The organism is Vibrio chagasii, from assembly GCF_002954585.1.
Classification (GTDB): Bacteria; Pseudomonadota; Gammaproteobacteria; order Enterobacterales; family Vibrionaceae; genus Vibrio; species Vibrio chagasii_A.
Genome location: NZ_MSCI01000002.1, coordinates 208,862 through 223,306 on the forward strand (window position 1 = coordinate 208,862; position 14,445 = coordinate 223,306).

At 44.0% G+C, this 14,445-nt stretch carries 14 protein-coding genes and 1 other annotated feature; of the genes, 9 read left to right on the top strand and 5 right to left on the bottom strand.

The features are described from left to right. Window positions 1-54: 54 nt before the first annotated feature. Window positions 55-771 carry a two-component system response regulator ArcA gene (gene arcA, locus BTO10_RS09045; protein ID WP_004741534.1) on the bottom strand — a complete coding sequence of 239 codons (717 nt, stop codon included), beginning with the start codon at window positions 769-771 and terminating at the stop codon, window positions 55-57. 372 nt (window positions 772-1,143) lie between these two features. Beyond that, a complete protein-coding gene (locus BTO10_RS23945; protein ID WP_105024349.1) occupies window positions 1,144-1,296 on the bottom strand; it encodes a ribonuclease activity regulator protein RraA in 153 nt (50 codons plus the stop codon). A 53-nt stretch (window positions 1,297-1,349) separates the two neighbouring features. Here BTO10_RS23945 and BTO10_RS09055 point away from each other — a divergent pair, with 53 nt between their 5' ends. Beyond that, window positions 1,350-1,835, top strand: coding sequence for a putative 4-hydroxy-4-methyl-2-oxoglutarate aldolase (locus BTO10_RS09055; RefSeq protein WP_004741535.1), 486 nt, complete (start codon window positions 1,350-1,352; stop codon window positions 1,833-1,835). A 28-nt stretch (window positions 1,836-1,863) separates the two neighbouring features. On the opposite strand, the gene BTO10_RS09060 is transcribed toward BTO10_RS09055, so the two are convergent. Further along, window positions 1,864-2,322, bottom strand: coding sequence for a ribonuclease regulator (locus BTO10_RS09060; protein WP_105024350.1), 459 nt, complete (start codon window positions 2,320-2,322; stop codon window positions 1,864-1,866). 317 nt (window positions 2,323-2,639) lie between these two features. Continuing rightward, window positions 2,640-2,758, top strand: a sequence feature (Thr leader region). Between the two features lie 29 nt (window positions 2,759-2,787). Between BTO10_RS09060 and thrA the strand changes: the two genes are divergently transcribed. The 4 genes from thrA to BTO10_RS09080 all read left to right on the top strand — a co-directional run bounded on the left by thrA (window position 2,788) and on the right by BTO10_RS09080 (window position 8,340). After that, window positions 2,788-5,247, top strand: a complete 2,460-nt coding sequence (gene thrA, locus BTO10_RS09065) for a bifunctional aspartate kinase/homoserine dehydrogenase I (protein ID WP_105024351.1) — start codon at window positions 2,788-2,790, stop codon at window positions 5,245-5,247. Between the two features lie 17 nt (window positions 5,248-5,264). Next, complete coding sequence (gene thrB, locus BTO10_RS09070) at window positions 5,265-6,221, top strand: homoserine kinase (RefSeq protein ID WP_105025578.1); 957 nt, start codon at window positions 5,265-5,267, stop codon at window positions 6,219-6,221. Next, a complete protein-coding gene (gene thrC / locus BTO10_RS09075; RefSeq protein ID WP_004739578.1) occupies window positions 6,218-7,504 on the top strand; it encodes a threonine synthase in 1,287 nt (428 codons plus the stop codon). The genes thrB and thrC overlap by 4 nt, the downstream gene beginning before the upstream one ends. Before the next feature lie 176 nt (window positions 7,505-7,680). Further along, complete coding sequence (locus BTO10_RS09080; protein ID WP_105024352.1) at window positions 7,681-8,340, top strand: NADPH-dependent FMN reductase; 660 nt, start codon at window positions 7,681-7,683, stop codon at window positions 8,338-8,340. Window positions 8,341-8,434: 94 nt separating this feature from the next. Here the strand turns inward: BTO10_RS09080 and grcA are convergent, their stop codons facing one another. Then, window positions 8,435-8,812, bottom strand: a complete 378-nt coding sequence (gene grcA / locus BTO10_RS09085; protein WP_004739575.1) for an autonomous glycyl radical cofactor GrcA — start codon at window positions 8,810-8,812, stop codon at window positions 8,435-8,437. A 326-nt stretch (window positions 8,813-9,138) separates the two neighbouring features. Between grcA and nfo the strand changes: the two genes are divergently transcribed. The 3 genes from nfo to BTO10_RS09100 all read left to right on the top strand — a co-directional run bounded on the left by nfo (window position 9,139) and on the right by BTO10_RS09100 (window position 11,758). Then, the gene (gene nfo, locus BTO10_RS09090) at window positions 9,139-10,047 is read left to right on the top strand and encodes a deoxyribonuclease IV (protein WP_181143971.1); all 909 of its coding nucleotides are present in this window, start codon (window positions 9,139-9,141) and stop codon (window positions 10,045-10,047) included. A 392-nt stretch (window positions 10,048-10,439) separates the two neighbouring features. Next, window positions 10,440-11,120 carry a uracil-DNA glycosylase gene (gene ung / locus BTO10_RS09095; RefSeq protein ID WP_004739571.1) on the top strand — a complete coding sequence of 227 codons (681 nt, stop codon included), beginning with the start codon at window positions 10,440-10,442 and terminating at the stop codon, window positions 11,118-11,120. An 86-nt stretch (window positions 11,121-11,206) separates the two neighbouring features. Further along, window positions 11,207-11,758 carry a hemerythrin domain-containing protein gene (locus BTO10_RS09100; protein WP_105024353.1) on the top strand — a complete coding sequence of 184 codons (552 nt, stop codon included), beginning with the start codon at window positions 11,207-11,209 and terminating at the stop codon, window positions 11,756-11,758. Between the two features lie 145 nt (window positions 11,759-11,903). On the opposite strand, the gene BTO10_RS09105 is transcribed toward BTO10_RS09100, so the two are convergent. Then, the gene (locus BTO10_RS09105; RefSeq protein ID WP_004739567.1) at window positions 11,904-12,092 is read right to left on the bottom strand and encodes a DUF3545 family protein; all 189 of its coding nucleotides are present in this window, start codon (window positions 12,090-12,092) and stop codon (window positions 11,904-11,906) included. 711 nt (window positions 12,093-12,803) lie between these two features. Between BTO10_RS09105 and BTO10_RS09110 the strand changes: the two genes are divergently transcribed. After that, on the top strand, window positions 12,804-14,231 hold the full coding sequence (locus BTO10_RS09110) for an alanine/glycine:cation symporter family protein (protein WP_105025580.1): 1,428 nt from the start codon (window positions 12,804-12,806) through the stop codon (window positions 14,229-14,231). The last annotated feature ends 214 nt before the right edge of the window (window positions 14,232-14,445 follow it).

The window sequence follows — 14,445 nt, forward strand, 5'->3', positions numbered from 1 at the left end:
CGCTTCTACTCTAATAAAACACTCAGTGCTACACGATTAGAAACGCCAATCGAATTAGTCTTCTAGGTCACCACAGAAGCGGTAGCCTTCACCGTGAATCGTTGCGATGATTTCTGGTGTACCAGAAACAGATTCAAAGTGCTTACGAATACGACGGATTGTTACGTCTACAGTACGATCGTGTGGCTTAAGCTCACGGCCTGTCATCTTCTTAAGAAGGTCTGCACGTGTTTGGATCTTACCTGGATTCTCACAGAAGTGAAGTAGAGCACGGAACTCTGAACGAGGTAGCTTGTAGCCTTCGCCGTCTGGGCTAACCAGAGAGCGGCTGTTGATATCTAGTACCCAACCGTTGAACTCGTACTTCTCAACGCTGCGCTTCTCTTCTTGAACAGAGCTTGTGCTCATTGAACGGTTCAGAAGGTTGCGTGCACGGATAGTCAGTTCACGAGGGTTGAAAGGCTTAGTGATGTAATCATCAGCGCCAATCTCTAGGCCTAGGATCTTATCAACTTCATTATCACGACCAGTTAAGAACATAAGCGCTACATTTGCTTGCTCGCGTAGTTCACGCGCAAGTAGTAGGCCATTCTTACCTGGAAGGTTGATGTCCATAATTACAAGGTTAACTTGGTTGTCAGATAGCACTTGGTGCATCTCTTCACCGTCGCTAGCCTCAAAAACAGCATATCCCTCTGCTTCAAAAATACTCTTTAGAGTGTTACGAGTTACTTGCTCATCTTCAACGATAAGAATCTGCGGGGTTTGCATTTGGCGGTACCTAAATTTGTGACGAAACTGTGCTAATAGAATAAATTCTAGGCAAAAACATAACATACAGGTAATGTATTTTTGATGATAACTTAAAGTTTTCAAAAAAACACTTACTTCCAGCTATCTGCCTTCCTTGAAGTATTGCCCAATAACGTAGATCCAGTACGCCTTTCAATCATTCTTTTAGTGATTGCACCGGATTCTATAATGTTAACAGCATGCTAACAACGCGAGAATGTTAATTCCATTCACTTTGTTGATTTACATCAATTGCCGTATCGCAACAAACTTTAATAGTATGGCTACAACTTAACCAGTGTTATGGTGACTATTTAGCAGGAAAACCAGAATGATTATTCAAGATAGTGATCACATCTCGCCCGCTAAAGGCCTGATTATGAACCAAGGAAGCTGAACGCTGTCCTTAGAGTCTAGTAGATAAATATGTTCAATCAACCTTGATTCAGTATTAAATTGAGCATAGAACAATGAAAACAAAGGAATAATTTTTAATAACAATATAAAAGCATAGGAGCTCGCCTGATTTTCAGGTACGCCTTACTCACGGAGGATATATGCACGATATAACACCCGACTTGTGTGATGAGTTTGAAAGCAAAGTCACTCTACTTAACCTTCCATTACAGAACTTCGGTCAACGTGGTGCGTTCTGGGGAAAAATTGTAACAGTTCGTTGTTATCACGATAATTCGAAGGTTCGCGAAGTTTTAGAGACTGACGGCAGCGGCAAAGTATTGGTCGTTGACGGAAATGGCTCGTGTCAAAAAGCATTGCTTGGTGACCAACTCGCGATTCTTGCCATAGAGAATGGTTGGGAAGGCGTGATTGTAAACGGTGCTGTACGTGATGTTGGAATGATGTCACAAATGGACTTGGGTGTTCAGGCGTTAGGTGCATCACCATTCAAAACAGAGAAGCGAGGTGTGGGCCAAGTGAATGTAACATTGACAGTGCACAATCAATTGATTCAGCCTGGTGATTACATTTATGCCGATTGGAATGGTGTGTTAATTTCATCTGATCTGTTGCTCGAATCTTAGGCTATTTAGCTATATGAAGCTTATTGGGTTAGAAGCGAAATCCTAGTCCTACTTCGACACCTTGCTGCCACTCTTCGTAATCAAGGGTGGCATGCAAATCCAAGTTGTCGGTCAGTTGCACTCGGCTTGACACCTCAGCCGCAACAGATTTGTCACTGTCTTCTGTTTCATCTTTATAGGTGTGCAAAGAACTGTTGAACGAGACCCTTTCTGAGAACTGGTAACTGACACCACTCAAGAATCCACTTTCATGCTTCAATGACGCATTGTTGATTCGTGTACCGACGTAAAGATCCACGTCATCGAATAAGCTGTACGCGTAACCGCTGTCGACTTTCCAAGTATCGAAACTTTCGTTGGATGCGTTTTGAGATGAAATAAAGAACTTGTGTGCCGAACGATCAATTTGACCAGGCAATAAGGGCAAGCTATTCGCTGAACAAACAACAGGCATAGCAAAGGCTAAAAGAATAAGTAATCTCTTCACTTCCCACTCCTGATGTCATTTATTATTGTTCTTTGAACGTTATCGTTCAATTAAAGCACAGTTCTTGTATGCTTGCTGAACAATCGATATAGCATTTTGTTATGACCTTATATGAAATTGATTGCTTTATCTGTTCGTTAATCAAACTGCATCTTCGAATTGTCGGTGCACACTGGATGTTTTATCACTGAAATGACGGTTTGCTCTGAAAAACGCTTCGAATGTAAAAAAAACGCAACTTTTCATTGACGTCTAGTGGTAAAAATTGATACACGTAGAGTAAAGCACAAGCAGAGAATTTGATATGCAGCACGTAAGCCACCTAGTAATGACCACAACCATTATTATTACCGACATTAACATTGTTGGGGCAGGCTGCTAAGTAACGGATTTTAAAAAAAAGGCCTGTATCCAACAAGATACAGGCCTTTTTTTGTACCATTTTTATGACTTATGGAGAAAGGGATGCGCGTTTTAAAGTTTGGAGGTTCATCATTAGCTGATGCAGATCGTTTTTTACGAGCGGCTGATATCATCGCTAATAATGCCCAGCAAGAAGAGCTAGCCGTTGTACTATCGGCTCCAGGAAAAACAACCAATAAGTTGGTCGCTGTTATTGAAGCTGCACTGAAAAACGGTGAAGCGGAAGCACAAATTACAGAGATCGAATCTTCATTTAATGCTCTGTTTGCAGAGATCAAAGCGGTTGTGCCTTCAATTGATGGTTCAGCGTTCCAAGAGCAGGTCGATACCTCTCTTACTCAGTTAAAGCAGTTCGTGAATGGCATCAACCTACTTGGTATGTGTCCGAATCACGTCAATGCTCGTATCATCAGTAAAGGTGAGCGAATCTCTATCCAGTTAATGAAAGCGGTACTGGAAGCGAAAGGCCAACCTGCAAGCCTGATTGACCCTGTTCAATACCTATATGCTAAAGGTGATCACTTAGAAGCTATGGTCGATGTGGATGTTTCTACTCAGAACTTCCAACAGTCCCCACTTCCGAAAGGTCACGTTAACATCATGCCTGGCTTTACTGCTGGTAATGAGAAAGGTGAGCTAGTCACGCTTGGTCGTAATGGCTCAGACTACTCAGCAGCTGTGTTAGCGGCGTGTCTACGCGCGGATTGCTGTGAAATCTGGACGGATGTAGATGGCGTTTACAACTGTGACCCGCGCTTAGTTGATGATGCTCGTCTGCTTAAGTCTTTAAGCTACCAAGAAGCGATGGAGCTTTCTTACTTCGGTGCTTCGGTTCTACACCCTAAAACCATTGCTCCTATCGCACAATTCCACATTCCTTGTCTGATCAAAAACAGCTTTAACCCACAAGGTGCTGGTACTTTGATTGGTCAAGACACTGGCGAAGATAACCTAGCGATCAAAGGTATTACGACGCTAAGTGACCTAACGATGGTTAACGTATCTGGCCCTGGTATGAAAGGCATGGTTGGTATGGCGAGCCGTGTATTTGGCGCGATGTCTTCAGCTGGCGTGTCTATTGTTCTTATTACTCAATCGTCTTCTGAATACAGCATCAGTTTCTGTATCGAATCGGCTGACAAGTTAAAAGCTAAGCAAGTACTATCAGAGGCGTTTGAACTTGAACTGAAAGATGGCCTGTTAGAGCCAGTTGAGTTTATGGACGACGTTGCTATCGTGACGCTGGTGGGCGATGGCATGCGTACTTCACGCGGCGTTGCTTCTCAGTTCTTCTCTTCTTTAGCTGAAGTGAACGTTAACATTGTAGCGATTGCACAAGGTTCATCTGAGCGTGCTATCTCGGCGGTGATTCCTGAAGACAAAATTTCAGAAGCAATCAAAGCGTGCCACGAGAATCTATTTAACTCTAAGCACTTCCTTGACGTATTCGTTGTTGGTGTTGGCGGTGTTGGTGGCGAACTTGTTGACCAGATCCAACGTCAGCAAGGCAAACTGGCTGAAAAAGGCATCGTGATCCGCGTATGTGGTTTAGCCAACAGTAAAGGCTTATTGCTAGACAGTGAAGGTCTACCACTAGAACAGTGGCGTGATCGCATGTCGAGCGCGACAGAAGAGTTCAGCCTAGCTCGCTTGGCTGCCCTTGTTCAACGTAACCACATCATCAACCCAGTATTGGTTGATTGTACGTCTAGCGAAGATATTGCAGCGCAGTATGCTGACTTCCTAGCGGCAGGTTTCCACGTAGTCACACCGAACAAGAAAGCAAACACAGCAAGCATGTCTTACTACCATCAGCTGCGTGAGGTTGCACGTAACTCACGCCGTAAGCTGATGTACGAGACAACCGTAGGCGCAGGTCTACCAGTAATCGAAAACCTACAGAACCTAATCTCTGCAGGTGATGAGCTTGAGAAATTCAACGGCATTCTGTCTGGTTCTCTTTCTTACATCTTCGGTAAGCTTGATGAAGGCATGACGCTAAGCCAAGCAACTAATATTGCTAAAGACAACGGCTTTACTGAACCGGATCCTCGTGACGATCTATCTGGTATGGATGTAGCGCGCAAGCTACTTATCCTTGCTCGTGAAGCTGGCATGGCACTTGAGCTTGAAGATGTAGAAGTTGACCAAGCCCTACCACCAGGTTTTGATGATTCAGGTACGGTTGAAGAGTTCATGGCTCGCTTACCTGAAGCGGACGCTTACTTCCAAGAGCAATCAGCTATCGCAGCAGAAGAAGGCAAAGTACTTCGTTATGTTGGTGAAATCGCGGAAGGTAAGTGTAAGGTTCGTATCGCAGCTGTTGATGGCGACGACCCAATGTTCAAGATTAAAGATGGCGAGAACGCGCTAGCATTCTACAGCCGTTACTACCAACCAATCCCACTTGTTCTACGCGGCTACGGTGCCGGTACTGAAGTAACTGCAGCAGGCGTATTCTCTGATGTGATGCGTACTCTTGGTTGGAAATTAGGAGTTTAGGAATGAGTTCAAGTGATATGGATGTTGTCGTTTATGCTCCTGCATCAATCGGTAACGTCAGTGTAGGCTTTGATGTACTGGGGGCCGCTGTGTCTCCAGTGGATGGCACACTGCTGGGTGACCGAGTTATGGTTAAAGCAGGTGATGAACCATTCTCACTTAAAACAGCAGGCAGCTTTGTTTCTAAGCTGCCCACTGAAGCGAAGGAAAATATCGTCTACTACTGTTGGGTGGTGTTCTCTAGAGAGCTAGATAAGAAAGGCGTTGCGCTTAAGCCACTGGAAATGACGCTAGAAAAGAATATGCCTATCGGTTCCGGCTTAGGTTCAAGTGCATGTTCAATCGTAGCGGCGCTTGATGCGCTAAACCGTTTTCATGGCCAGCCATTGAATGAAACTGAACTGCTTGCCCTAATGGGTGAAATGGAAGGTAAAATTTCAGGCGGCGTGCACTACGATAACGTAGCACCTTGCTACCTAGGCGGTGTGCAATTGATGCTTGAAGAGCTAAGCATCATTAGCCAAGAAGTCCCATGCTTTGATGACTGGTATTGGGTAATGGCTTACCCGGGCATTAAGGTTTCAACGGCAGAAGCGAGAGAGATCTTACCGTCTCAGTACCGTCGCCAAGATATCATTGCGCATGGTCGTCACTTAGCAGGCTTTATCCACGCGTGTCACTCAGGCCAACCTGAACTGGCAGCGAAGATGATCAAAGACGTGATCGCTGAACCGTATCGTGAGAAACTGCTTCCAGGGTTTGCTGACGCACGTAAATATGCGTTGTCGGCTGGTGCATTGGCTACTGGTATTTCTGGTAGTGGCCCAACTCTATTTAGCATTTGCAAAGAACAAGATGTCGCCGAGCGTGTTGCACGCTGGTTAGAACAAAATTACGTACAAAATGAAGAAGGATTCGTTCACGTTTGTCGCCTAGATAAGCAAGGTTCGATCGTTACAGGAAGTGAGTTATGAAACTGTACAACATCAAAGAAAATGATGAACAAGTCTCTTTTGGCCAAGCCGTTCGTCAAGGCTTAGGTCGTAATCAAGGTCTATTTTTCCCATCTGAGCTGCCAAAGTTTGATGATATCGATGCGCTGCTAGCAGAGGATTTTGTCCCTCGTAGCGCAAAGATTTTGTCGGCACTTATCGGTGATGAACTACCGAAAGAGCAAATCGACCAAATGGTGGATGCAGCGTTCCAATTCCCTGCGCCTATCAACCAAGTAAAAGATGGTGTGTACGCACTTGAGCTTTTCCATGGCCCAACACTGGCGTTTAAAGATTTTGGTGGCCGCTTCATGGCGCAATCTCTAGCGGCAGTTTCGAATGGTGGTCAAATAACTATTTTGACAGCAACATCAGGTGATACTGGTGCAGCCGTTGCGCATGCTTTCTACGGTATGGAAGACATCAACGTTGTGATTCTGTACCCGAAAGGCAAGATCAGCCCGCTACAAGAAAAACTATTCTGTACGCTGGGTAAGAACATTCACACGGTAGCGATTGATGGCGACTTTGACGCGTGTCAGGCACTAGTAAAAGATGCATTTGATGACGCAGCACTGCGTGAAGAGATTGGTCTTAACTCAGCAAACTCTATCAACATCAGCCGCCTAATGGCTCAGATCTGTTACTACTTTGAAGCAGCTTCTCAGCTAACCAAAGAGCAGCGTGAGAACCTGGTTGTCTCTGTACCAAGTGGTAACTTCGGTAACCTAACTGCGGGTCTATTGGCGAAAGCGCTTGGCTTACCAGTGAAGCGTTTCATTGCTGCTACCAATGAAAATGACACGGTTCCACGCTACCTAGAAACAGGCGAGTGGGCTCCAAAGCCGACGGTTGCGACAACATCGAACGCGATGGACGTGAGCCAACCAAACAACTGGCCTCGTATCGAAGAGCTTTGCCAACTGAAAGGTTGGGGCTTAGATACTCTAGGCAAAGGTAAAGTATCTGATGAGCAGAGTGCTGAATCGGTGCGTGACCTTAAAGCGCAAGGTTACCTTTGTGAACCACATGGTGCTATCGCTTACCGCCTATTGGATGAACAGTTGCAAGAGGGTGAAACAGGCTTGTTCCTATGTACAGCTCACCCTGCTAAGTTCAAAGAAGTGGTCGACGATATCCTAGGTTCAGATATTGAATTGCCAGGCCCGCTAGCAAAACATGCTGCGATGGAGCTATTGTCTGAAGATTTAGATAACGATTTTGAAGCGCTAAAAGCAGTACTTCGTCGTGTTCAACCTGCGTAATCTGTTATAGATAAAAGCAGCAGATTTTAGACCATAACAAGAAAGGTGAATGAGCAATCATTCACCTTTTTTATTGCCCGGTAGTTTATCAAGTTAACTTTATTTAGGTCATCGCTTAAGGTTAAATGGTTTATCTGGTTAATAGATTTAATCCAAGCTCAATGGAAAGGGATAGTATGAATTTTTTGATTTTCCTTGGCTCTGTACGTGAGAGTACACCGCCAAGACCAGCTCGATTAGGGATGAGAGTCAGTAAGGCGTGTGCAAAACTACTAACGGATAAGCACTCTGAGCATACGGTTGAGATCATCGATCCACTGGATTACGACTTTGGCGAGGTGTTTAAACCTGAATTTTCTTACCATCGCTCCAAAGTACCTGCACACCTTGCTGAGTTAGCGGAGAAGATTGCCAAAGCTGATGGCTACGTGATGGTAAGCCCGGAGTACAATCATTCAATGAGCCCGGCATTGGCCAATATTCTCAATCATTTTGGTAGCTCGCTATTTTCGTATAAGCCGAGTGCGATTGTGACGTACTCGGTGGGGCAGTGGGGCGGGGCAAGAGCATCGGTTTCGATGCGTACCTTCTTATCTGAACTCGGTTGTTTACCGGTTTCTACGATGATTCATCTACCTAAAGCGCAAGAAGTCTTTGATGAAGAGGGTTGCGTTGCCCAAGAGTCAGAGCAAGCTCAATGGGATGAATACATGAACCGAACCTTCCATCAATTGATGTGGTGGGCACAAGGTGCAGCGTTACAGAGAGACAAAGTGGATCCAACTACGCTGGCAAAAGCCTTTACTAAAGACCCTTCTCAGCGAAATGCGCCGTAGCCGGTGTATAGGAAAATGTGAGCAGAATAAAAACGAAAAAAGCTTGGTAATCTCTGACCAAGCTTTTTAAATCTTTAACACCTAGTTTCTGAGATTATAGAGACTCAGTGAACGTACGTGCGATAACGTCACGCTGCTGTTCAGTTGTTAGAGAGTTGAAACGTACAGCGTAACCCGACACACGGATAGTTAGCTGTGGGTAGTTCTCTGGGTGAGCAACTGCGTCTTCTAGCGTTTCACGCTTAAGAACGTTAACGTTTAGGTGTTGACCACCTTCGATACGTGGTGCTGCTTCGATAGCAACTTCACGGCTCTCGTATTCACCTAGGTCTGCAGCTGGGATAACTTGGTCAGCTTCGAAACCAGCAGTAGCTGCAACACAACGAGCTTCATTCTTTTCGCTGTCTAGTAGCCAGATTGAGTTTAGTAGGTCGTCGTTTGCTGCTTTAGTAATTTGAATACCTTGGATCATAACTATCTCCTAGTCCACTGAATGTGGTTTGATTATGGTGTTAACTTTCGATTTTTATTGAGCTGGGTAATATATACCTAATGTTTGTGAGGTTAACATTGATTTAAGTCAAAAAACAACCAAAAACCATATTTTTACAAAGGTGATTATTTTGAGGTAAATCAATAAAACATTTGAAAACAAAGTAATTACAAAATATTTTAAAGTATAAAAAATATTTAAAGATCGGGTTTGTTGTAATTTTACCACATTTATTGCACTTTTATTGAGCAGCAACTGATACGACCCTTTATTTATGATGCATTCTGAAAGTGTGAAGTGATTTAATGACAAACAAAATTTCATCGTCAAAACCTGAAACAAATATTAAGTTTATTGGCGCTCATGTGTCGGCAGCCGGTGGTGTTGATCAGGCTCCAATGAGAGCTCGAGAGATAGGTGCTAATGCATTTGCACTGTTTACTAAAAACCAGAGGCAATGGGCTGCAAAGCCGTTAGAGGCGAAAACTATTAGCGCCTTTAAAGCCAACTGCAAAATGTTGGGCTTTTCAGCGGGGCACATTCTTCCTCACGACTCCTACTTGATTAACCTTGGCGCACCAGAAGAAGAGAAACTAGAGAAATCACGCGCTGCCTTTATTGATGAAATGGAGCGTTGTAATCAGCTTGGGTTAACGCTTTTGAACTTCCATCCTGGCAGCCATCTTAAAAAGATCTCTGAGACTGAGTGTCTAGCTAAAATCGCAGAGTCGATTAACCTCGCCCATCAAGCAGTTCCAGATGTGATTGCGGTGATCGAGAATACGTCAGGTCAAGGTACTAACTTGGGCTGGAAGTTTGAGCACTTAGCAGAGATCATCGAGCAAGTAGAAGATAAGTCTCGTGTTGGCGTATGTCTGGATACTTGTCATACCTTTACAGCAGGTTATGACCTAAGAACAAAAGAGGCGTGCGAGCACACTTTTGCTGAGTTCGACCGCATCGTAGGTATGCACTATCTCAGAGCAATGCACATCAATGATTCAAAGGCTGAGTTCGCGAGCCGAGTTGATAGACACCATTCTTTAGGAAAAGGCGAGATTGGCTGGGATTGTTTTGAGTATATTGCCTCAGATTCCCGCTTTAACGGAATCCCTCTTATTTTAGAAACGATTGATTCGACGATTTGGAAAGATGAAATTCAACAACTTAGAATGTTTCATCGTTCAGCAACGCTAGCGACGGAAGAGGCGTAATAATAGAGGGGAAAATTAATTTTCTTCTTTTCATAAGAATTGGCACCTTTCTTTCATAGCTACTAAGTGAATATGTAGTTCACGATGTCTTATAGGAGGTGCCTTTATGTATTCAAAAGCCCAAACTTCAATTGTTTCTGCTGCTCGTCGTTTACCGACTCCAAATCGCCACGTGCATAGCCATGGTCACCATCGTACTCAGCAGAAAAGCGGTTAATCGAGATCAACACGACTTGAACTGATTATTATGATTCATCAACAAATGAACCCTACACATCATGTTTATTGATAGCTGTATGAGGTATAACTAGACCCTTATTTAGGACAGTTAGCCGATACAGCTATTTTTTGACTGGCGAAACCTAGAAACCATGATGATCGGGAAGTAAACGATGAGCACACCAAAGACTTGGGAATCCATTATTAATGACGAACGAGAAAAAGAATACTTCCAGAGTGTTCTCGCTTTCGTCGAACAGCAACGTAATAGTGGGAAAACCATCTACCCACCTCAGGAGCAGGTATTCAGCGCTTTTGATATGACGCCCTTTGAGTCTGTGCGAGTCGTTATCCTAGGACAAGACCCTTATCACGGTGCTAATCAAGCACACGGCTTGGCTTTCTCAGTATTGCCCGGCGTTAAAATCCCGCCTTCTCTACGCAACATGTACAAAGAACTGGCACAAGATATCGAAGGTTTTGAAGCACCTAACCATGGTTACCTTGAAGCTTGGGCGTCACAAGGGGTGTTGATGTTGAATACTGTTTTGACAGTAGAAGAGGCACAAGCACACTCACATGCCAAATGTGGCTGGGAAACCTTTACTGATGCGATCATTGCTGAACTGAACCAGCGATCCGAGCCGATCATTTTCTTATTATGGGGCGCACATGCCCAGAAGAAGGGACAAGCAATTGATGCCCAGAAGCACCATGTGTTAGCCGCGCCACACCCTTCACCGTTATCTGCACGTCGCGGTTTCTTTGGTTGTCAGCATTTTTCAATGGTTAATAAACTGCTTTCTTCTATGGGTCAGCAACCTATCGACTGGCGTCTACCGGTAGAAGTATAGGTAGGTTGTTTTCTGAGCAGGGTCAAATCATAACTCGGCATCTTCGTATACACTTATAAATAGTAGGTGTAATGGGATGCAATACTATGATGATTGAAAGGATAAGACGAGAGCATGGTTATATGGCTCGGTTACTCGTAATACTCAACAATAAGTTAGAGCTGCTAAAGCAGGAGCGAGAGATAAACTATAGCCTGATCGCGGAGGTGGTTCATTACTTGATGAACCATTCAGACAAAGTTCATCACCCTAAAGAAGACGTCATTTACCGCTATTACCTGAAGCAATATGGCAGTGTTCAAGCGATCGAGGACTTGGAGCTAGAACATCAGCTGTTATCTGAGAAAACGGCTGATTTTCTCGGTGTTGTCGATATGATTCTCCAAGATGCAGTGGTGCCGCAACAGGTCTTTATCGACCAACTTGAATCCTTTGTGAAAGTGCAACGAAAACACATGGAGTATGAAGAGAAGCAGATACTGCCAATGATCGTGCAAGCATTTACGGTGAAGGATTGGCAAAAAGTTGAATCGCAATGGCTTCAGCCAGAAGATGATCCTGTGTTTGGAGATACGATTGCTGACCAGTATCGTCAACTTGCCGCTCGTGTGCGACAAAATGAGCAAGAGTGCGTTTAGCAGCTCGATATCGCTCTCTTTGTATTCGAGAGGCCCCTTTATTCAGGGGGTATATAAAGGGGTTTGTAGGTAGAAACGTCACTTGATGAAACAAAAAAGGCACCTTCATAGGTGCCTTTTGCTATCTGTTTTCTTATCGTGCTGATTAAAGCTTTATATCGTCAAGGCTGAAATCAAGTCCTAGGTTCATCTCTCGCAGCTCTTTCTCAAGCTGTCTACGGTCATTGATTGCCTCAATTTCACGCCACTTACGCTTGAGTGGTTTAGAGCGTGTTTTCTGAGTTGCACGTGGCATTTCTAGTTCTGATATTTCATCGAATTGAAAGTTATCCATAAGCCATATCTCCTTCCGTGGGACTAGTTCTTACGAACTATTAAATATCATAATTAGGTTCACCATAACCTTGATTTGTTTCTCATTTGTTTCAAATCCATGAAGGTTTTGTTCTCGTTTTCTATGCATGCTCACACATTGTGGTGATTTTTATGTATAAAAAGTGAGCAAACAAACCGAAGTGAACGATTAAATTACAGGTTGTTGAATGTTAATTCATTGTGCGAAAGGAATAGCACTTTATCGACAATGCATTTAACTGCGTACCACGCTTTATTGGAGAGTCATCTTATCGTCCTAGAAAAAAACGCAGAACTTCACTATTCCTTGTAAAACCTAGGCTGGAGTCATTTTTATAGGATGGTGTTCTTGTTAGGGGAGGGCGACTGTGGATGTTGATAGGATGTCCCGATAATGTGACTTTTATTGAGCTGGATTGTTGAAAATTGTGTTAACAAAAGGTGTGATATTAGTGAAATGTCATTTTGATATAAATTAATTTGCATATTGATTTTTAGATCGTCTCGCTGCATTATCCGCCCGTCAAAAATACACCGATACGTAAAATGGATGCATGAAGCGACATTTACAATCTAGATCGCAACAAATAAATATAAAACTAATGCCGACACAACTATTGACACTGGCATAGGTGATCTAGAGGAAGGCTTGGAAGCATGATCGGTGCTTAAACTCAATTACGAGGTTCACGTGACAGACTTAATCAATTTGATGAACGATCTCCTTTGGGGATCTATCTTAGTTTATTTACTGGTTGGTGTGGGTATCTACTTCACCGTACGACTAGGCTTTATTCAATTCCGCCATTTCGGCCACATGTTCTCTGTTCTAAAGAACAGCCGCAAAGCAGACAGTGCTGGTATCTCTTCTTTCCAAGCTCTTTGTACTAGCCTTGCTGCTCGTGTTGGTACGGGTAACATGGCAGGTGTTGCTGTAGCACTTACCGCTGGTGGCCCTGGCGCTATCTTCTGGATGTGGCTAATTGCAATGCTGGGTATGGCAACATCTTTTGCAGAAAGTACGCTAGCACAGCTATACAAAACACGCGATAACGACGGTAACTACCGTGGTGGCCCTGCATACTACATGGAGAAAGGCCTAGGCATGCGTTGGATGGGAGTTCTATTCTCTATCTTCCTAATCATCGCGTTCGGCCTTGTATTCAACGCGGTTCAAGCGAACGCAATCGCAAGTGCAATGAATACAGCGTTTGACTTTGAACGAAGCTACACAGGTGTTGGTATCGTAATTATCTCTGCATTCGTTATCTTCGGTGGTATCAGGAAGATCGCACGTACAGCAGAAATCATTGTTCCAATCATGGCATTGGCTTACCTTGCTATTGCGCTGTTCATCATGTTTGCGAACATTGAGAGAGTACCTGAAGTGATCGCTCTTATCTTCAAGAGTGCATTCGGCCTGCAAGAAGCGGCTGCGGGTGGTCTAGGTTACGCAATTGCACAAGCGATGATTAACGGTATCAAACGTGGTCTGTTCTCGAACGAAGCGGGTATGGGTTCTGCGCCAAACGCAGCAGCTTCTGCTACGCCTTACCCACCGCACCCAGCATCACAAGGTTATGTACAAATGCTAGGTGTATTCATGGATACGATCGTTATCTGTTCTGCAACAGTAGCAATCATCCTGATGTCTGGTGAGTATGTACCACACGGTGAAGTAACCGGTATCGAGCTGACTCAACGTGCACTAACAGCACAAGTGGGCTCTTGGGGCGGCATCTTTGTAGCGGTAGCGATTTTCTTCTTCGCTTTCACTTCAATCATTGCAAACTACTCGTACGCTGAAACGAACCTGATTTTCCTAGAGCACAACAATAAGAAAGGTCTAGTGCTATTCCGTATTATTGTACTGGGTATGGTTATGTTTGGTTCTCTTGCGACGCTACCTACGGTATGGGCACTGGCTGACGTATCGATGGGTCTAATGGCGATTGTTAACTTGGTGGCGATTATCTTGCTGTCAGGTATCGTTATTAAGCTAGCGAAGGATTACAACCGCCAACTTGACGCGGGTAAAGTACCGACATTTGATGCAAATGACTTCCCTGAGCTTAAGTCTCAACTGGAAGATGGTATTTGGGACAACCAAAAGAAGTAATCTTGTTGGAGCGATAAAGCGCTTATCCTAAAACAACTGCAAAGGCTAAGGTTTCGACCTTAGCCTTTTTCTTTGCCTACTTTTTCGTTCTCAGCGGCTTTTGATGATTGAAAGTGGGTGGTTATAATCATCTATCAAAGTAATAGGAAGAGTCATAAAGACAAGTTGATGTTTTTTCTATACTCTAGCAGCATCCAGTTAGATAACCGATTAG